Annotated in this window: 16 protein-coding genes; 11 read left to right on the top strand and 5 right to left on the bottom strand. The window is 75.9% G+C overall.

Annotation, left to right across the window (positions count from 1 at the left end):
• Positions 1-113: 113 nt before the first annotated feature.
• From IPL61_09215 to IPL61_09230, 4 genes are all read right to left on the bottom strand, one after another.
• Positions 114-1,067: a GGDEF domain-containing protein gene (locus tag IPL61_09215; protein MBK9031499.1), complete on the bottom strand. Its 954-nt coding sequence runs from the start codon at positions 1,065-1,067 to the stop codon at positions 114-116.
• Between the two features lie 59 nt (positions 1,068-1,126).
• Positions 1,127-1,855, bottom strand: a complete 729-nt coding sequence (locus IPL61_09220) for a hypothetical protein (protein MBK9031500.1) — start codon at positions 1,853-1,855, stop codon at positions 1,127-1,129.
• A 50-nt stretch (positions 1,856-1,905) separates the two neighbouring features.
• On the bottom strand, positions 1,906-4,533 hold the full coding sequence (locus IPL61_09225; GenBank protein MBK9031501.1) for a carbohydrate binding family 9 domain-containing protein: 2,628 nt from the start codon (positions 4,531-4,533) through the stop codon (positions 1,906-1,908).
• Positions 4,534-4,642: 109 nt separating this feature from the next.
• A complete protein-coding gene (locus tag IPL61_09230; protein ID MBK9031502.1) occupies positions 4,643-5,731 on the bottom strand; it encodes a DUF4388 domain-containing protein in 1,089 nt (362 codons plus the stop codon).
• Between the two features lie 281 nt (positions 5,732-6,012).
• Here IPL61_09230 and IPL61_09235 point away from each other — a divergent pair, with 281 nt between their 5' ends.
• From IPL61_09235 to IPL61_09275, 9 genes are read left to right on the top strand one after another with little or no spacing between them, the layout of a single operon-like run.
• Positions 6,013-7,044, top strand: coding sequence for a polyprenyl synthetase family protein (locus tag IPL61_09235; protein MBK9031503.1), 1,032 nt, complete (start codon positions 6,013-6,015; stop codon positions 7,042-7,044).
• Between the two features lies 1 nt (position 7,045).
• A complete protein-coding gene (locus IPL61_09240; protein MBK9031504.1) occupies positions 7,046-8,197 on the top strand; it encodes a hydroxymethylglutaryl-CoA reductase, degradative in 1,152 nt (383 codons plus the stop codon).
• The gene (gene ubiE / locus IPL61_09245) at positions 8,194-8,931 is read left to right on the top strand and encodes a bifunctional demethylmenaquinone methyltransferase/2-methoxy-6-polyprenyl-1,4-benzoquinol methylase UbiE (protein ID MBK9031505.1); all 738 of its coding nucleotides are present in this window, start codon (positions 8,194-8,196) and stop codon (positions 8,929-8,931) included. Before IPL61_09240 ends, ubiE begins: the two co-directional genes overlap by 4 nt.
• The gene (locus tag IPL61_09250) at positions 8,928-10,322 is read left to right on the top strand and encodes an isochorismate synthase (protein MBK9031506.1); all 1,395 of its coding nucleotides are present in this window, start codon (positions 8,928-8,930) and stop codon (positions 10,320-10,322) included. The genes ubiE and IPL61_09250 overlap by 4 nt, the downstream gene beginning before the upstream one ends.
• Positions 10,319-12,079 (top strand): 2-succinyl-5-enolpyruvyl-6-hydroxy-3-cyclohexene-1-carboxylic-acid synthase, encoded by a 1,761-nt coding sequence (gene menD, locus IPL61_09255; GenBank protein MBK9031507.1) that lies wholly within the window; start codon positions 10,319-10,321, stop codon positions 12,077-12,079. The genes IPL61_09250 and menD overlap by 4 nt, the downstream gene beginning before the upstream one ends.
• Positions 12,076-12,906, top strand: coding sequence for a 1,4-dihydroxy-2-naphthoyl-CoA synthase (gene menB / locus IPL61_09260; GenBank protein ID MBK9031508.1), 831 nt, complete (start codon positions 12,076-12,078; stop codon positions 12,904-12,906). Before menD ends, menB begins: the two co-directional genes overlap by 4 nt.
• Before the next feature lie 17 nt (positions 12,907-12,923).
• Positions 12,924-13,808, top strand: a complete 885-nt coding sequence (locus IPL61_09265; protein MBK9031509.1) for a 1,4-dihydroxy-2-naphthoate polyprenyltransferase — start codon at positions 12,924-12,926, stop codon at positions 13,806-13,808.
• Entirely contained in the window at positions 13,808-14,800 is a 993-nt protein-coding gene (locus IPL61_09270) for a hypothetical protein (protein ID MBK9031510.1), read from the top strand. Before IPL61_09265 ends, IPL61_09270 begins: the two co-directional genes overlap by 1 nt.
• A complete protein-coding gene (locus tag IPL61_09275; GenBank protein MBK9031511.1) occupies positions 14,797-16,101 on the top strand; it encodes an AMP-binding protein in 1,305 nt (434 codons plus the stop codon). Before IPL61_09270 ends, IPL61_09275 begins: the two co-directional genes overlap by 4 nt.
• Here IPL61_09275 and IPL61_09280 read toward each other — a convergent pair.
• Positions 16,038-16,496: a hypothetical protein gene (locus IPL61_09280; GenBank protein ID MBK9031512.1), complete on the bottom strand. Its 459-nt coding sequence runs from the start codon at positions 16,494-16,496 to the stop codon at positions 16,038-16,040. The genes IPL61_09275 and IPL61_09280 overlap by 64 nt on opposite strands.
• A 131-nt stretch (positions 16,497-16,627) precedes the next feature.
• On the opposite strand from IPL61_09280, the gene IPL61_09285 reads away from it, so the two are divergent.
• Both IPL61_09285 and IPL61_09290 read left to right on the top strand, forming a co-directional pair.
• Positions 16,628-17,269 carry a hypothetical protein gene (locus IPL61_09285; protein ID MBK9031513.1) on the top strand — a complete coding sequence of 214 codons (642 nt, stop codon included), beginning with the start codon at positions 16,628-16,630 and terminating at the stop codon, positions 17,267-17,269.
• On the top strand, positions 17,266-18,789 hold the full coding sequence (locus IPL61_09290; GenBank protein MBK9031514.1) for a TIM44-like domain-containing protein: 1,524 nt from the start codon (positions 17,266-17,268) through the stop codon (positions 18,787-18,789). The genes IPL61_09285 and IPL61_09290 overlap by 4 nt, the downstream gene beginning before the upstream one ends.

Below are 18,789 nucleotides of genomic sequence, written 5' to 3' on the forward strand. Positions count from 1 at the left end.
GGAGCCGTGTGCCCCCTTTCGCTCGACCCGTGTCGCGCCGTGGTCCCGGCGTGCCCGCGGACCTCCGGGTCCCCCTGCACCTGCCCCGGGCGCGGCGACGAAGCCGCGGCGGCTCAGCGCGCCGGGAACCCGAGCGACTGCGGCGACGGCACCACCTGGTTGCGGCCGTTGCGCTTGGCCGCGTACAGGTTGTCGTCGGCCCGCTTGATCAGCGTCGGCGGATCCATGTTGGGCTCGTTGTACGCGCACGCGACGCCCAGGCTGACCGAGACCGGGATGGCGGTGCCGTTCCAGATCACCGGCCGCTCGGCCATCAGGTTGCGGACGTGCTCGGCGAAGATCACCGCGCCGTCGAGCCCGGTCGACGCCAGCACGCACGCGAACTCCTCGCCGCCGTAGCGCGCGAACAGGTCCTCGCGGCGCATGCGGGTCTTGAGCCGCGCGCTGACCTCCTTGAGCACCTGATCGCCGGCCAGGTGGCCGTGCTCGTCGTTGACCTTCTTGAAGAAGTCGAGATCGAACATGACCAGCGACAGCGCGTGGCCGTGGCGCTTGGCGCCGGCCAGCTCGCGGTCGACGAACTCGAGGAAGTAGCGCTTGTTGTGGATCCCGGTGAGCCCATCGAGGATGGTCATCCGGTAGATCTCTTCGTGGTAGGCGCTCTCGATGTTGGCGCCCGACAGGAACTTGAAGATCGCGTCGCCGAACCGCACCTGATCGCCGTCGGCGAGCGGCTGCCGCTGGACCCGCTGCTCGTTGACGAAGGTGCCGTTGGTCGAGCCCAGGTCGACCGCCCACCACGAGCCGTCGGCCTCGCGCACCAGCTGGGCGTGGTGGCGGGACACCGCCGACCGGCTGATCACCAGGTCGGCGTCGGTGTCGCGCCCGATGATGTACAGCGACTTGGCGAGTCCGGTCCGACGCCCGATGTCAGGCCCGGGCGGGTGCAACAGCACGAGGCAGGCCTCCCCCGTCGACGTCGGCCGCTCAGGCTGATCGATGGGCGCCACCAGGACGAGCGTGCCGCTATTGCGAGTCTGGCTCACGAGGGACCGTGGTGGGGTTATATCGCGGTCCCTGGGTGGGTACGCAAGTTTTGGTCCACCGACGCCCCGCGGCGCCGGTGCTACGGCCGCGGCGGCGGCGCCTGGAGACGCTCCCACGGTGCCATCACGCCCAGGTACTCGCCCCACTCGAACCCGGACCCGTGGATCGACCGCACCTGGTCGGCGCTGAGGATCGAGCCGACGCGCCCCTCGGCCCCCTCGAGGATCGAGCCCAGGCCGCCGGCGTACTGGAGCAACCCCTTGACGTTCCGGTCGTACGGGGTCAACGAGCCGTCGGCGACCGCGGCGTCGGTGAACGCGACCACCTCGTCGTACACAGATGAGAACGCGGCGTCGAGCTCGGCCCGCTGGGCGTCGGTGACGCCGGCCGCGGCCTCGACGTTCTTGCGCAGCTGGTCGAGATCCGCGCGACGTCCGCCCAGCGCCAGCTCGATCAGCGGCAGCACCCGGGCCTTGTACGCCTCCTCGCTCTCACCGGGGTCGCGGCCCAGGAGCGCCGCCATCTGCTCTTGCCGACGCAGGCGGCGATCGAGCCGCCCCTCGGCCGGCGCGGGCTCGAGCTTGGGCGCGGGGCCGGATCCGGCCAGGCGACGCCCGAGCAGCCCGGCCAGCGGCGACGACGACGGACCGGTCGCCTCGGCCGGCGCGGCGGCCCCGCCCTGCCAGGGGTCGGCGGCCGCGCTCGGGCGCTGGGCCAGCTGGCGCCGCAGCGCGCGGTTGTCACGATAGAAGATCACCGCGGCCGCCACCGCGGCCACCAGCAGGGTCGGGACGATCCACCGCTTCATCTGCAGAAACGTAGCAGCTCATGGCGATCGGGAAACCCCGCGCCCGCGCGTCACAGCCCCATCCAGTAATTGGCCTTGATCATCACGACGTCGTCGCTGGCGGCCGACACCAGCGCCTCGAGGTCGCGGCCGAGCTGGAACCGGCCGTCGGCGATCGCGTCGCTCTGGCCGTGGCTCCAGATGAAGAACGCCGACGAGCCGGGCCGGAACTGCCAGCGCAGCACCACCGTCGAGCGCAGCTCGCGCACGTCGAAGTCGGGCAGGCTGAACGCGTAGTCGGGGGCACCGTCGCGATCGCGATCGACGACGTAGACGTCGTCCATCAGGGTGAGGTCGCCCGGCTGGTACGGCACGAACCGGTCGTCGTGCGCGGCGGCGCGGGTGGCGCCGGCGGTCTTGAGCTCGCTGTAGGCCCCGGCGGCCACGAACGGCTGGGCGTAGAGCTGCAGGCTGAGATCGGGGGTGAACGTCCACGACCCGCGCACGGTCAGCGCCAGGGTCTCCTGGGCGATCCGGCCGAAGACGTAGCGCGAGCTGCCGTCGTCGGCGACCGCCTCCTCGACGAACTGATCGTGCGACGTGCCGGTCGCGTAGCTCGGGCCGACGAACAGCTCGACGTTCGAGCGGGCCTGGACGTTGACGCCGAGCTCGGCCGAGCCCTGGAAGTCGTCCGCGGCCCAGTTGCGGTGCAGGCCGAAGCTGCCCTCGAGCGAGACCGCCTTGCGCCCGTCGCTGCTGAAGCCGCCGAAGATGTGGCCGACCGGATCGGTGGCGAGCGCCGGGCCGCCGCGGGTGCCGCCCGGGTCGACCAGGTTGTTGTCGATCCCGGCGCCGCCGAAGACGCTCCAGAAGCTGGTGAACTGGATGTTGCCGTTGACGTTGCCGCCGTACCCGAACAGCTCGGGCGCGAGGTTGCCGTAGACCCAGGCGTTGGTGTTGACGCGCCACGACAGCACCCGATCGCCGGGCTCGTCGTCGAACCGCGCCAGGTAGGCCCACTGCACGGCGCTGTCGACCGGGCCGTGGAAGCCCAGGTCGTTGGCCTCGAAGCCAGCGGTGCGGACGTCGCCGCCGAGCCCGTAGCGCCAGCGCGCGCCGCCGTTCTTGCCGAGGTCCCAGACCAGGCCGGCGCCGGTGAGGCTGGTGCGGGTCGGGTCGACCGCGAGGTGGTCGGCGTCAGGGCGCTGGTACAGGTGCCGGAAGCTGGTCTGGGTGGCCTCGATCGCCGCCGGCGAGCCGTGCACCCACGACCCGACCGCGCGGGCCCGGAGCATCCACTCCTCGTCGGCGAACTTGTGCGACACCGCCACGCCGCCGGTGACCGCCTGATCGTGGAGCTCGTCGCCGAGGCCGGTGCCGCCGAGCCGCCGGGCCACGCTGGTCAGCGCCGCGTCGACGGTGGTCTTGCCGCCGCGCAGGTCCTTCTTGACCCGGACCAGGCCGTAGTTGGTCAGGGGCTCGACCACCCCCTCGGCGCGCGCGCCGACCCCGTCGACCGCGGTGGCGGACTCCTCGCCGGTGACCGCGTCGAGCACGCCCAGCGACCAGCCGCCCGCGGTCTTGCCGCTGACCTTGGCGGCGCCGTAGATCGTCGTGCCGGTGGGTGCGTCGACGAACTCGCCGTCGAGCTCGCCGTGGGGCGCGGCGCCGATCCGGCGCGAGTAGAACAGCGTGTCCGACGCGCCCGGGCCGTCGCCCTGGCCGATCCCGAACTGGAAGATCTCGGTGCCCTCGACGAAGAACGGCCGCTTCTCGGCGAAGTAGCTCTCGTTGGCCGACAGGTTGACCTGCGACGGATCGGCCTCGACCTGGCCGAAGTCGGGGTTGACGGTGATCGCCGCGGTCACCGCCGAGGTCAGGCCGAGCTTCGCGTCGAGCCCGACGCCGTAGCGGGGATCGACGCCGTCGTGGAACGGATCGCCGGCGTCGTGGGGCGCCCGCGCCAGGCCGCCGGTCACGTACGGCAGGAGCTCGATGCGGCGGCCGCCGCGCACGCCGCGCACGCCGCCGAGCTCGCCGAACTTGCTCACGAACCCCGGGCTCGAGCGCGGCGACGGCGACCACATGTCCTGCTCGCCCGAGCGGCCGACGTAGCGCATCACCTGGACGCCCCAGGGGCGATCGTCCTCGGAGAAGCGCAGCTGCCCGAGCGGGATCCGGAACTCGGCGGTCCACCCGGTCGCGTCGACCGAGGTCGCGCCCGACCAGACCGCGTCCCAGCTGCCGTCCTCGTTGGTGTCGTCGTACATGAGCACGTCGCGCTGGACGCCCGCGGCGTTGAGCGCGAAGCCGAACGCGGTCCGGCGGTCGTGGTACGAGTCGATCATCACGCCGATCCAGTCGGCGTGCGAGTCCTGATCGCGCCGGTGCAAGAGCCGCCGGATCGCGCCGGGGTCGTCGTCGTGGGCGCGCACCCCGACGTAGATCGCCTGATCGTCGTAGACGATCTGGAACTCGGTCTGGTGCCCCGGGGGCTGGCCCTCCTTGGGCGACCGCTGCCAGAAGTCGGACGCGATCGGCACGCCGCGCCAGCCGGCGTCGTCGAGGTGCCCGTCGACCGCGATCGCGCCGGCGCGGCGGACCGCCTCGGTGGCGCGCAGCGGCGGCTGGGCCGCGGCGGTCGCGGTGGTGGCGACGGCGGCGACGGCGACGAGCAGGAGGGGCGTGCGCAGCGACATGTGTCTCGAGGATGCGCCGGTCGCGGCGCCGGTGGACACGCGAACAACCGCGGTCGGTCGATCGTGATTCCTCGTCGAGCGGCGCGACGCCGTGCGACGGCGGTGCGACCTACTGCGACGGCGGCCGCGCGCTCTCGTCGCGCACCCGCGCGTGCTCGAGCAGGAGCTGCGTGGTCGGCAGGCCGATCTCATCGGCGCCGACCACCTCGCAGCCGGTGAACTCGAAGTGGCCGCGGGTCCAGTCGAGGACCGCCATCAGGCGCAGCCGCGGCGCGTCGTCGGCCGGGTTCGCCTCGACCTTGACCACACGGCCGGCGGCGACGAACAGCCGGGCCGCGCGGGCGGCGTCGACGACCACGAGCACGCCGGACTTGCGCTCGAACTCGAACAGCGCCAGGAGCGTCGCCACCGAGATCTCCGACAGGTCGCCGCGCACCATCGCGCTCTCGGCCAGGCCGCGCGGCGCCAGCGCGGTCGCGCGGCGGACGCGGATCACCAGCTCCTCGTCGAGGAACGGCCGCGTGATGTAGTCGCGCACGCCGAGGCGGAACGCCTCGAGCCGGGTCAGGTCGGAGGCGTCGTCGGACACCATCACGACCGGCACGTGGGCCAGCCGCGGGTGCAGCGCCAGCGAGCGGATCAGGCTCGGGCCGTCGAGCCCGGCCATGGCCGCGGCCGTGAGCACGCCGTCGGGGCAGCGCTCGGCGCACGCGGCGTAGGCGGCGGCGCCGTCGCCGAACTCCTCGATGATGAAGCCGGCCGCCGTGAGCGCCGTCGCCATGCGCGCCCGCAGCGGCGCGCTCGGCTCGGCCAGCACCAGGTGGAGCACGTCGGCGACCGGGGTCGGCGGCGGGGTCAGCTCCTCGATCAGATCGTCGAGGTAGCGCGCCAGCACGTCGGCCCCGCCCTCGACCTCGAGGAACTCGAAGCCCATGCCCACGTGGCGGCCGAGCGCGCGCGCCGCCGACGGCGCCAGCAGGTGCGCGACCCGCGCGAACACCCGGAAGGTCACGCCGTCGGGCAGCGTCAGATCGAGCTCGGTGACCGCGCCGGCCGGCAACAGCTCGTCGGTGCGCACGAACACGCCGCGGCGCGAGAGGTCCTCGGACTCGGCCACGACCCGGCGATCGAGCCGCTCGAACTCGACCCGACAGCGCGCCACCACGCGCGGGCCCCGTGTCGGCCGCGACCGTTGCATCGCCACGATCATACGTCGGCGCCCGGGAGGCAGGGGGATGGCGACCGGCAGCGATGGGGATGCCGGCGGCCTTGGGCGAGGTAGGGATCGAGCTTCAGATCGAGCAATTTTAGTTACATAGACACTCAGATCGGTCCTGTCCTTGCAGGATTCGGAGATTTCATGAATCTTTGAAACTTCTGACTGCATCAATGATGCAGGTTCGCCCACCCCAGGAGCCGCTGATGACCCTCGCCGCCACCCCATCCGCGGAACTCCGCCCGACGCCGCCGCGCGTGCTCATGACCCAGCTCCAGGGCGTGTGCGAGGCCCGTGGCGCCACTGACCTGGCGCAGCGGCTGGGCGAGCTCGATCGCTTCATCGGCGGCGAGCTGCGCGACTTCGATCGCGCGCTCGCGACGGTGCCGCGCGGCGTGCGCGCGGTCCAGGCCGCGGCCCACCACCTGCTCGATCTCGGCGGCAAGCACCTGCGGCCGATGTGCGTGGCGCTGGCCGCGAAGTGCGGCACCGGCTTCGGCGACGACGCCCGCCAGCTCGCGATCGCGGTCGAGCTGGTCCACACCGCGACCTTGCTCCACGACGACGTCGTCGACGTCGGCGACAGCCGCCGCGGCCAGCCGAGCGCGCGCGTGGTCTACGGCAACGCCGCGTCGATCTTCGCCGGCGACTGGCTCCTGGTCGAGGCGCTGCGGCGGATCCGCACCACCGGCGACCTGGTCCTGCTCGACGGCATGCTCGCGATCATCGAGGAGATGATCCTGGCCGAGTCGCTCCAGCTCGAGCGCCGCGGCCACATCGACGGCGACGTCGGCGACTACCTGCGCGTGGCCGAGGGCAAGACCGCGGCCCTGTTCCGCTGGGCGATGGGCGCGGGCGCCCGCGCCGGCGGCTGCGCGCCGACGGTCGTCGCCGCGCTCGAGGCCTACGGCGCCGATCTCGGCGTCGGCTTCCAGATCGTCGACGACTGCCTCGACTTCGCCGGCGACGTCGCCGTGACCGGCAAGGCGCTCTACACCGATCTGCGCGAGGGCAAGCTGACCCTGCCGCTCTTGCTGGCGCTGCCGCGCGATCGCGAGCTGCGCGCGCTCGTGGCCGACGCGATCGGCGACGCCGACGCCGGGCTCGAGCTGCAGCGCACGCGCCACCTGGCGATCGCCGCGCGCGTCGCCGCGACCGGCGCGCTGGCCGAGGCCCGGGCCGAGGCGGCCGGCCGCATCGCCCGCGCGATCGACGCGCTCGCGGTCCTGCCCGAGGGCGCGGCCCGGGCCGCGCTCGTGACCGTGGCCGAGGCCACCGCGTCCCGGGAGAAGTGACGTGCGCCCGAGCAGTCGCATCGCCGGGTTCTACGCGCGGCCGCTGGCCGAGCGGCTGGCCCACGCCCAGCGCGCGGTGTCGGCGTCGGCCGCGAGCTGGCTCGGCGCCGGCGGCGGCCTCGATCTGGCCACCGCCGATCGGATGAGCGAGAACGTGATCGCCACCGCGGGCCTGCCGCTGGCGCTGGCGCTCAACCTGCGGGTCAACCAGGTCGACTACCTGGTGCCGATGGCGGTCGAGGAGCCGTCGGTGGTCGCGGCGGCGTCGGCCGCGGCCCGGCTGGTGCGCCTCGGCGGCGGCTTCGTCGGCGACGCCGACCCGTCGATCATGACCGCGCAGATCCACGTCGATCGCTGCGCCGACGCCGCGACGGCGCCCGCGGCGATCGCCGCCTGCGCCGACGAGCTGCGCGCGCTGGCCGACGCCGCGATCCCGCGCATGGTCGCGCGCGGCGGCGGGGCCCGGGCGGTGCGGGCCCGGGTGCTCGACGCCGCCGAGGGCGCGGTCGTGGTCGAGCTCGACGTCGACGTCGGCGACGCGATGGGCGCGAACCTGGTCGACAGCGTGGCCGAGGCGGTGGCGCCGCGGATCGAGGACGCGCTCGGGGGCCACGCGCTCCTGCGCATCCTGACCAACCTGGCGCTGGGCCGCCGGGCCCGGGCCCGCTGCGCGATCGCCGACGACGCGGTCGGTGGCGCCGCGATCGCCGACGGCATCGCCCGCGCCAGCCGGTTCGCCGAGCTCGACGTCGGGCGCGCGGTCACCCACAACAAGGGCACGATGAACGGCATCGACGCCGCCGCGGTGGCGCTGGGCCAGGACTGGCGCGCGCTCGAGGCCGGCGCCCACGGCTTCGCCGCGCTCGGCGGCGGCTACCGGCCGCTGGCCACGTGGCGCCGGACCGCGACCGGCCTGGTCGGCGCGATCGAGCTGCCGCTGGCGCTCGGCATCGTCGGCGGCGGCACCAACGCGCCGGGCGTCCGGGCCGCGCTCGAGCTGTGCGGCGTCGCCTCGGCCCGCGAGCTGGCCGTGGTCCTGGCCGCGGTCGGCCTCGCCTCCAACCTCGCGGCGCTGCGCGCGCTCGCCAGCGAGGGCATCCAGCGCGGCCACATGCGGCTGCACGCGCGTCGACTCGCCGGAGGCGCCCCATGACCGAGACCGCCCTCACCCCGCCCACGCCCGCCGCGCCCCGCCCCGGCTCGGGCCAGATGTTCGATCGCATCGCGCGCCGCTACGACCTGCTCAACCGGATGATGTCGTTCGGCGTCGACAAGCGCTGGCGCAAGCGCACGGTCGCGGCGCTGGCGCTGCCGGCCACCGCCAGCCGCGTCCTCGACGTCGCCACCGGCACCGGTGACCTCGCGATCGACATCGCCCGGCGCCACCCGCAGGCCGAGGTGATCGGCGTCGATCCGTCGGCCAACATGATCGCGGTCGGCGCCGGCAAGGTCGCGCGCTTCGACGGCCGGGTCGAGCTGACGCTGGGCGACGCCCAGGCGCTCGCGTTCGACGACGCCAGCTTCGACGCGGTCACGATCGCGTTCGGCATCCGCAACGTGCCCGACCGCGCGCTCGGGCTGCGCGAGATGGCGCGGGTGTGCAAGCCCGGCGGCCGGGTCGCGATCCTCGAGCTGGGCGAGCCGCGCAAGGGCGTGATGGCGCCGCTGGCGCGGTTCCACATCCGCCAGGTGGTGCCGCGGGTCGGCGCGCTCCTGTCGGGCTCGCGCGAGTACCGCTACCTGCAGACGTCGATCGCCGCGTTCCCGCCGCCCGACGAGTTCGCGGCGATGATGACCGAGGCCGGCCTCGACGTGCTCGAGGTCGTGCCGCTGACCTTCGGCGTGTGCAACCTGTACGTCGGCACGCCCACCCGAGGCGCGGCGTGACCACCGCCGCGCCCGCCGAGCGCACCCGCGCCGACGCGCCGCTGGCGCCGCCGGTGGCCGCGGAGCTCGAGCGCGCCCTCGACCGCGCCGCCCGCGTCGACGCCCGGGCGCTGGTCCGGATCGCGCTGCCGGCGCCGCTGGCCAGCCCGGCCGCGCTGGTGCGCGCCGGCGACGACGCGGTGGTGTGGGAGGCGCGCGACGGCGGCACCGCGTGGGCCGGCGTCGGCGCGGCCGCGACCGTGGTCGCGCGCGGCCCCGACCGCTTCGCCGAGATCGCCGCGCGCGCGGCCGCGGTGACCACCCACGTCGAGGCGCTCGGCGACGCGCCGGCGCCGCGCTGGTTCGGCGGCTTCGCGTTCGCGCCCGGCAGCGCCGACCCGCCGACCTGGGCCGGGTTCGGCGACGCCAGCTTCACGCTGCCGCGCTGGACCTACCTGCGCGACGGCGACGCCGCCCAGCTGGTGCTGACGCTGGCGCCGGGCGCGCGCGCCGATCGGGCCGCGCTCCACGCCGAGCTGGCGCAGGTCCTGGCGGCGCTGGCGGCGCCGATCGGCCCGGCGCTCGCCGCGGTCGTGGCCCAGCACGATCTGCCGACCGCGCGCTGGCTCGCCGAGATCGAGCGCATCCGCGCGGCGATCACCACCGGCGAGCTGCGCAAGGTCGTGGCCGCGCGGGCGCGCGTGGTCGAGCTGGCCCGCGCGATCGACGCGGCCGCGGTCGTGGCCGAGCTCGGGCGACGCCAGCCGGCGTGCACGCGCTTCGCGATCGGCCGCGCCGGCGCCGCGTTCGTCGGCGCCAGCCCCGAGCGGCTGATCCGCAAGCGCGGGCGCGCGATCGACAGCGAGGCCCTGGCCGGCTCGTGCGCGCGCGCTGGCGACGACGCCGCGGCGGCGGCCGGGCTCCTGGCCAGCGCCAAGGATCGCGGCGAGCACGCGTGGGTGGTCGAGGCGATCGAGGCGGCGCTGGCGCCGCGGTGCCGCGCGCTGACGGTGCCGGCCGAGCCGGCGGTGCGGACGCTGCGCCAGATCTTGCACCTGCACACGCCGATCGTCGGCGAGCTCGACCGCGATCGTCACGTGCTCGAGCTGGTCGCCGCGCTGCACCCGACCCCCGCGGTCGGCGGCACGCCCACCGCCGACGCGCTCGCGTGGATCGCCGCGCACGAGCCCAGCGCCCGGGGCTGGTACGCCGCGCCGGTCGGCTGGTTCGACGGCGCCGGCGACGGCGAGTTCGCGGTGGCGATCCGCTCGGGCCTGCTGGCCGGCACGACCGCGACCCTGTTCGCCGGCGCCGGCATCGTCGCCGCGTCGGACCCGGACGCCGAGCTGGCCGAGACCGAGCTCAAGCTGCGGGCGCTGTCGGGCGCGCTCGGCCTCGAGGACGGCCGGTGACCTCCGCGGCGATCCAGACCGCCTGGGCCGACCTCGTGCTCGGCACGCTGGTCGACGCCGGCGTGGCCGAGCTGGTCCTGTCGCCGGGCTCGCGCTCGACGCCGCTGGCGCTGGCCGCGGCCCGGCTCCCGGGCCTGCGCCGGCGGGTGATCGTCGACGAGCGCAGCGCCGGCTTCTTCGCGCTCGGCGCCGCCCGCGCCAGCGGCCGCCCGGTCGCGCTGGTGTGCACGTCGGGCACCGCGGTCGCGCACTACGCCCCGGCGGTGATCGAGGCCGCGCTCGCGGGCGTGCCGCTGATCGTGCTGTCGGCCGACCGCCCGACCGAGCTGCACGGCGCCGGCGCGGCCCAGACGATCGATCAGCAGCGCCTGTTCGGCAGCTTCGCGCGCCGGTTCGACGACCTCGGCGCGCCCGACGGCAGCCCGCTCGCGCTGGCGGCGGTGCGGCGCAAGCTGGCCCAGGCGGTCGCGTGCGCGCGCGGCCCGGCGCCGGGCCCGGTCCACGTCAACGTGCCGCTGCGCAAGCCGCTCGAGCCGGCCGCGCCTCAGACCGCGGCCGAGCACGGCGCCGTGGTCGAGGTCGCGCGCCTGCGGACCCTGCCGCTGCCGATCGCCGCGCCGCCGCAGCTCCGCGTCGCCGACGCCGCCGTGGCGGACGCCGCCCGGCTGGCCGCGACCCCGCGCGGGATCATCGCCGCCACCGCCGCCGCGGTCGATCGCGCCGCCGATCGCGCGGCGATCGTCGCGCTGGCCGCGCGCACCGGCTACCCGATCCTCGCCGAGGCCGGCAGCCAGCTCCGGTTCGGGCCGCGCGCCGGCGCCGCGGTCATCGTCGACCACTTCCCGCTCCTGGCCGCCAGCGCCGAGGTCGGCGCGCTGACGCCGACCTTGATCATCCAGATCGGCGGCGAGCCGATCGCGATGGCGTGGCCCAGGCTCGCGGCCGAGGCCGATCGGATCATCGTCGCCGACCACGGCTGGCCCGACGGTGACTCGACGGCCACGGCGCTGCTGATCGGCGACGTCGGCGACACCGTCGCGCGGCTGACCGCGCTGGCGCCGGCCCACGGCGGCGCCTGGGCCGCGACCTGGCGCGCCGCCGACCAGCGGGCCGCGGCGGCGGTGGCCGCGGCGCGGGCGTGGCCGGGGCCGTGGACCGAGGCCGAGGTGATCGCGCGGGTCGTGGCCGGGCTCGCCGACGGCGCCCAGCTCGTCGTCGGCAACTCGCTGCCGATCCGGGTGATCGACGAGGTCGCGACCTCGTCCGCCGACGTCGCGGTCCTGACCCAGCGCGGCGCGGCCGGCATCGACGGGCTGCTCGCCGGCGCCGCCGGCGCCGCCTGGGCCACCGGCCGCGCGACCACGGTCGTGCTCGGCGACGTGTCGTTCGCGCACGACGTCGGCAGCCTCGCGGTGATCGGCGACCTGCCGGTGACGATCGTCGTCGTCGACAACCGCGGCGGCCACATCTTCGACGATCTGCCCCTGGCCGCGGCCGGCGTGCCCGACGCGACCTACGCCGAGCTGTGGCTGACCGCGCCCGCGCTCGACCCGGTCGCGCTGGCCGCCGGGTTCGGCCTGCCCGCCCAGACGGTCCGGAATCCGGACGACCTGCCGGCGCCGGGCCCGGGCCCGCGCCTGGTCCACGCGCTCGTCGCCGCCGGCGGCGCCCGCGCGGCCCGCGCCCGCGCGCTGGCCCACCTGGCCGCCGCCCCCGCCCACGCTTCGTCGCCACCGCCCCAAGGAGCCACGCCATGACCGCACCCGACACCACCTGGACCCGCGTCGCCGGCTACGAGGACATCAAGTACGAGAAGTCGCCCGAGGGCATCGCCCGCGTGACGATCAACCGGCCCGAGGTCCGCAACGCGTTCCGGCCCCAGACCGTGACCGAGATGATCCGCGCGTTCGACGACGCCCGCGACGACGGCGACGTCGGCGTCGTGATCCTCACCGGCGAGGGCCCCGACGCGTTCTGCTCGGGCGGCGACCAGCGCGTGCGCGGCGCCGGCGGCTACGTCGGCTTCGACGGCGTGCCGCGCCTGAACGTGCTCGACCTGCAGAAGCGCATCCGCAGCCTGCCCAAGCCGGTGATCGCGGCGGTCGCCGGCTACGCGATCGGCGGCGGCCACGTCCTGCACGTCGTGTGCGACCTGACGATCGCCGCTGACAACGCGCGGTTCGGCCAGACCGGGCCCCGGGTCGGCAGCTTCGACGCCGGCTTCGGCAGCTCGTACCTGGCGCGCATCGTCGGCCAGAAGAAGGCGCGCGAGATCTGGTTCCTGTGCCGCCAGTACGACGCCGCCGAGGCGATGCAGATGGGCCTGGTCAACAAGGTCGTGCCGCTCGCCGAGCTGCAGGCCGAGACCCTGGCGTGGTGCCGGCAGATGCTCGAGCTGTCGCCGATGGCGCTGCGGTTCTGCAAGAGCGCGCTCAACGCCGACTGCGACGGCCAGGCCGGGCTCCAGGAGCTGGCCGGCTCGGCGACCTTGCTCTACTACCTGACCGAGGAGGGCAAGGAGGGCAAGGAGGCGTTCCTCGCCAAGCGCAAGCCCAACTTCAAGCGGTTCCGGCGCTACCCGTGACCACGGTGGCGGCGCCGCTGCGCGGGCCCGAGCGCGCGCGCGCGTGGATCGGCGCGGCGCGCCTGCGCACGCTGCCGGCCGCGGTGGCGCCGGTCGCGGTCGGGGTCGGCTGCGCCCACGCCGCCGGCGCGGTCGCGTGGGGCCCGGCGGCCGCCGCGCTCCTCGGCGCGCTGCTGATCCAGATCGCCACCAACTTCGCCAACGACGTGTTCGACGCCGAGCAGGGCGCGGACACGCCCGATCGCAAGGGCCCGGTGCGCGCGGTCGCGGCCGGGCTGATCAGCGCGCGGGCGATGCGCGCGGCGATGATCGCGACCTTCGCGCTCGCGGTCGCGGTCGGCGGCTACCTGACCTCGGTCGCCGGCTGGCCGATCGTCGCGATCGGCGTGGCCTCGATCGCCGCGGGCGTGCTCTACACCGGCGGGCCGTGGCCGCTCGGCTACCACGGCCTCGGCGACGTGTTCGTCATGATCTTCTTCGGCCAGGTCGCGGTCGCCGGCACGACCTACGTCGCGCTCGGCCGCGTCACCGGCCTGGCGCTGGCGCTGTCGGTGCCGGTCGGCGCGCTCGCGACCGCGATCCTGGTGGTCAACAACCTGCGGGATCGCGCGACCGACGTCCGCGTCGGCAAGCGCACGCTCGCGGTGCGCTGGGGCCGCGGCTTCGCGCTGGCCGAGTACCGCGCGCTGCTGGCGCTGGCCCACGCGGTGCCGCTGGCGCTGGCGCTGACCGGTCGACCGCTGCTGGCGGTGGGGCTCGCGACCGCGCCGCTGGCCTGGGTCCGCGCCCGCGCGCTGGCCGCGGCCGAGCCAGGGCCGGTGATGAACACGCTCCTGGCGGCGACCGCGCAGCTCCTGCTGCTGCAGTCGGCGCTGATCACCACGGCGCTGTTCGTGGCGTGATGCGGGCCACGGTCACCACCGTGGCGTGGCCGGTCGCCGCCGTCGGCGCGGCCGCGCGCGGGCGCTGGCCGGTGCGGCGCGCCGCGATCCTGACGCTCACCGACGGCGACGCGCGCGGCTTCGGCGAGGCCGCGCCCTTGCCCGGCTTCGGCGACGACGACCTCGCGGCCGCGACCACGGCGTTGCAGCGCTGGGCCGACGGCGACCGCGCCGCGCCGGCCAGCGCCAGCGCGCGGTTCGCGATCGACACCGCGGTCGCCAGCCTCGCCGCCGCCCGCGCCGGCACGACGCTGGCGCGACACTGGGGCGCCGCTACCGACCCGGCCACGCTGGCCACCGCCGCCGTGGTCGACGACGCCGACGGCGCCCGCGCCGCCGTGGCCGCGGGCGCGCGCGCGCTCAAGGTCAAGCTCGACGGCGCGCGCGATCGCGCCCGGCTGGTCGCGATCCGCGCCGCGGCCCCGACCGTGGCGCTGCGCGCCGACGCCAACCGCGCCTGGCCCCTGGCCGAGGTCGACGCCCGCCTCGCCGACCTGGCCGGGCTGGGGCTGGCGTTCGTCGAGGAGCCGGCCGCCGGGCTCGGCCCGACGCTGCGCGCGCCGCGGCCCGTGCCGATCGCCCTCGACGAGAGCCTGGCCGAGCCCGACCGCGACGCCTGGCTCGACGGTGCGCTGGCCTCGGGCGCGGTCGCCGCGCTGGTGCTCAAGCCGACCGTGCTCGGCGGCGTCGCGCCGGTGCGGGCCCTGGCGGCGCGCGCCCACGCCCGCGGCGTCGCGGCGCTCCTCAGCCACGCGCTCGAGGGTCCGATCGCCTTCGCGGCGGCCCACGCGCTGGCCGCCGCGATCGCGCCCGCGACGATCCACGGCCTCGGCCCGCACCCGGCGCTCGACGCCTGGCGCGCGACCGCCGGCGACGCCGCCGCGCTCGACGCCGCAACCCTGGACGCCGCCGCGCTCGACGCCGCCCTCGCCCGGCTCCGCGTGACGCCGTGACCGCGCTGCTGGCGATCGCCGACGCCGCGCGGGCGACGCCCGACGCGCCGGCGATCATCACCGCCGACGGCGCGATCACCTTCGCGGCGCTGGCCGCCCGGGTCGAGCGGGCCGAGCGCCCCGCCGCCGCGCCCGGGCACGCCGCCGCGATCGTCGCCGACGCCGACGTCGCCACGATCGTGCAGATCGTCGCCGCGCTCGCGCGCCGCCAGCCGCTGGCGCTGATCGCCGCCCGCGCCACGGCCGCCGAGCAGGCCGCGCAGCGCGCGCGCGTGGCCGCGACGCCGGTGCCGGCCGACGCCGCGTTCGTGGTGTTCACCTCGGGCTCGACCGGCCGCCCCAAGGGCGTGGTGCTGTCGCGCGCCGCCGCGGCCGGCGCCGCCGACGCCAGCGCCGCGCACCTGGGCTGGCGCCCCGACGACCGCTGGCTGCTGGCGCTGCCGCTGGCCCACGTCGGCGGCCTGGCGATCGTGGTGCGCTGCCTGCGCGCGCGCCGGCCGATCGTGCTGGCCGCGCCGCGCGACCTCGGCCGCCACCGCGCGACCCTGGCGTCGCTGGTCCCGGCCCAGCTGACCGCGCTCCTCGACGATCCCGCCTGGCGGTCGCCGCCATCGCTGCGCGCGGTGCTGCTCGGTGGCGCGGCCACAGCCCCGGCCCTGGTCGCGCGCGCGCGCGCCCGGGGCGTGCCCGTGCTCACCACCTACGGCATGACCGAGACCTTCGGGCAGGTCGCGACCGGCGACGCGGCCACGCCCGTCGACGCGATCGGCGCGCCGCTGCCGGGCGTGACCGTCGTCGGCGGCACCGTCGCCGCGCCGGCGCCGCTGATCGTGCGCAGCCCCGGGCTCATGACCGGCTACCTCGACGAGCCGGCGCCGGCGCTCGGCGACGGCTTCGTGACCCGCGACCTCGGCCACGTCGCCGACGGGCTGGTGCGGGTGGTCGGGCGCGTCGACGACGTCATCATCACCGGCGGCGAGAACGTCCACCCGGCGACGATCGAGGCCGCGCTGGTCGCGCTGCCCGGGGTCGCGGCCGCGGTCGTCGTCGGCGTGGCCGACGCGCGCTGGGGCGAGGTGATCGCCGCGGCGATCGCCCCCGGCCCTGGCTTCGACCCGGCGATCGTCGACGCCGCGATCGCGACCTGGCCCGCGCACCACCGCCCCCGGCGGCTGGCGCTCCTCGCCGAGCTGCCCCGCACCGCCAGCGACAAGATCGATCGCCAGGCGGTCGCGCGCTACTTGCGCGACCGCGGCGCCCAGCTGGGCTCATCGGCGCGCACGCCGAACGCCGCGCGGTAGCTGCGGCCGTAGCGCAGCGCCCAGCTCGGCGAGCGGCCGCCGTGGCCGTCGGTGCGCGCGGTGACCGCGACGCTGTGGCAGCGCCCGCGCGCGATCACCGGCGGCACGATCACGTCGCCGTCGCGCGGCACGGTCACGAGCACGTCGACGTGCTCGTGGGTCAACACCAGGCGCACCTGGTAGCGCCCGGCGGCCAACCCGACCATGCGGTAGCCACCGTCGGCCAGCGGGCTCGCGACCGCCGCCGTCAGGTTGCGGGTGCAGTAGGTCGGGTGGCCGTCCTCGCCCAGGACCGGGACCACCACCGCCGCGCCGCCCCGGGTCGCGTGCTCGTCCGCCGAGGCCGCGCCGACGCCCAGCCCCGCGACCGCGATCATTGCCAGCATGTGCCGCATGAGCCCATCGTCGCCGTGTCCCGGCCCGCCGACCAGCGCACCGGGCTAACACGCGATCCGCGGCTGTCACCCGCGGTCGCAGGTGCTGTCGCACACCCCGCACCCGCCCCGGCTCGTGTACGATGGCCGCGATGACGGTCCGCTGGCTCGACGAACCCGCCCAGCGCGCGTTCGCCCAGGCCGTCCAGGCGATCGAGGACGAGTCGGCGGCCGAGGTGGTCGTGGCGGTCCGTCGCGCCGCCCGCCGCTGGCCCCACGTCCCGATGATCGCCGGCATCGTCGGGGCCTGGGCCGCGCTCGCGTTCATGCTGTTCAGCGATCACGCGTTCGCGCTGGCGTCGATCCTGATCGATCCGCTGGTGGCCGGCGCCCTGGTCGGCGCCGCCGCGACCCTGGCGCCGTGGCTGGTCCGGGCGCTGACCCCGGCCGCCGTCCGCCGCCACGCGGTCGACACCGCGGCCCGGGCCGCGTTCGTCGAGCGCGGCGTCCACCACACCCGCGGGCGCACGGGCGTGCTGGTCTACTGCGCGCTGACCGAGCGCATGGCGGCGCTCGTGTGCGACGTCGGCGTCGGCGCCGCGGTGTCGGCCGACACCCTGGCCGGCCACGCCCGCGCGATCGAGCGGGCCATCCCCGCGGGCGGCGCCGCCACCGCCGCCGCGGTCACCGCCATGGGCCCGGCGCTGGCCGCCGCGCTGCCGCGCGCCCACGACGACGTCAACGAGCTGCCCGACGCGGTCGATCACGACCTCGACCGGAGGCCGCGCTCGTGACCCGACGCGCCCGCACGATCGCCGCGCTCGCGCTGCTCGCCGCGATCGCGATCCCGGCGGTGGCCTGGGCCCGCCCCGGCGGCGGCAACAGCTACTCCGGCGGCGGCGGCCACGGCGGCGGCGGCGGCGGCGGTGGCGGCGACGGTGGCGCGATCTTCGAGCTGATCTTCCAGCTCATCCGGCTGTGCGTCTACTACCCGCAGGTCGGGGTCCCGCTCCTGGTGATCGTCATCGGGTTCATCGCCTACGGCTCCTGGGTCAAGCACAAGAACAAGGACTGGGACAGCGGGCCGCCGGTCGCGCTCGAGGACTCGGTGACGTCGATCGACGCGATCACCCGGGTCGATCCCGACTTCTCGCTGGTGCTGTTCGAGGACTTCGTGTTCCGGCTCTACGCGACCGCGCACGGGCTGCGCGGCCAGCCGGCCCGGCTCGACGAGCTGGCCCCGTACATGTCCGTCGGCGCCCGGGCCGCGCTCGCCAGCCGGCCGCCCACCGGCCAGCCGGTCACCGGCGTGGTCATCGGCGCGATGCGCACCGTCCGGGTCAGCGTGCCGTCGGCGGACGAGATCGAGGAGCACGAGGGCGACGACGGCGGCGGCGCCGCGGTCACGGTCGGCCTCGAGTTCGAGGCCAACTACTCGGTCGGCACCGGCAAGGGCAGCAAGCGGTTCGCGGTCGAGCGCTGGGTGCTGCGCCGCGCGGTCACCGCCCACACGCGGCCACCGTCGGCGGTCCGCAGCTTCCCGTGCCCCAACTGCGGCGCGCCGTGGCAGACCGCCGACGCCGCCGGCACCCAGCGGTGCCCGTCGTGCAGCGAGGTCGTCGACAACGGCCGCTTCGACTGGCAGGTCGTCGACATCGGCCTGCGCCACGAGCGCAACAACCTGCCGAGCCTGGCCGAGAACGTCGAGGAGCGCGGGACCTCGCTGCCGACCTACCGCGACGATCACCTCGATCAGCGCTGGCTGGCGCTGACCGCCGACGACCCCCAGATCGCCGAGGCGTCGCTGATCGCGCGGCTGCACTACGTCTACCAGGTGGTCAACGCCGCCTGGACGGCCAACGACCTCGGCCCGGCGCGGGCGGTCGTGTCGGACGGCCTCGCCGACTACCTGCAGTACTGGCTCGACGCCTACAAGGCCCAGGGCCTGCGCAACGTCCTCGAGGGCATGCGCATCACCCACCAGGTGCCGGCCAAGCTGATCCGCGACAAGTACTACGACGCGATCACGATCCGCATCTGGGGCACCGGCAAGGACTACGTGATCCGCACGGCCGACGGCAGCCACGTCAGCGGCAACCGCAGCCGCGAGCGCAAGTACTCCGAGTACTGGACGCTGATCCGCTCGGCCAACCGCCACGGCCCGACCCGCGCCGACGGCGCCTGCAGCAACTGCGGCGCGCCGCTGACCGTCACGCAGACCGGCGCCTGCGCCCACTGCGGCACCCACGTCACCGCCGGCGAGTTCGACTGGGTGCTGTCGAAGATCGAGCAGGACGACTCGTACCGGGGCTAG

This window comes from Myxococcales bacterium (genome assembly GCA_016717005.1).
Lineage (GTDB): Bacteria > Myxococcota_A > Polyangia > Haliangiales > Haliangiaceae > UBA2376.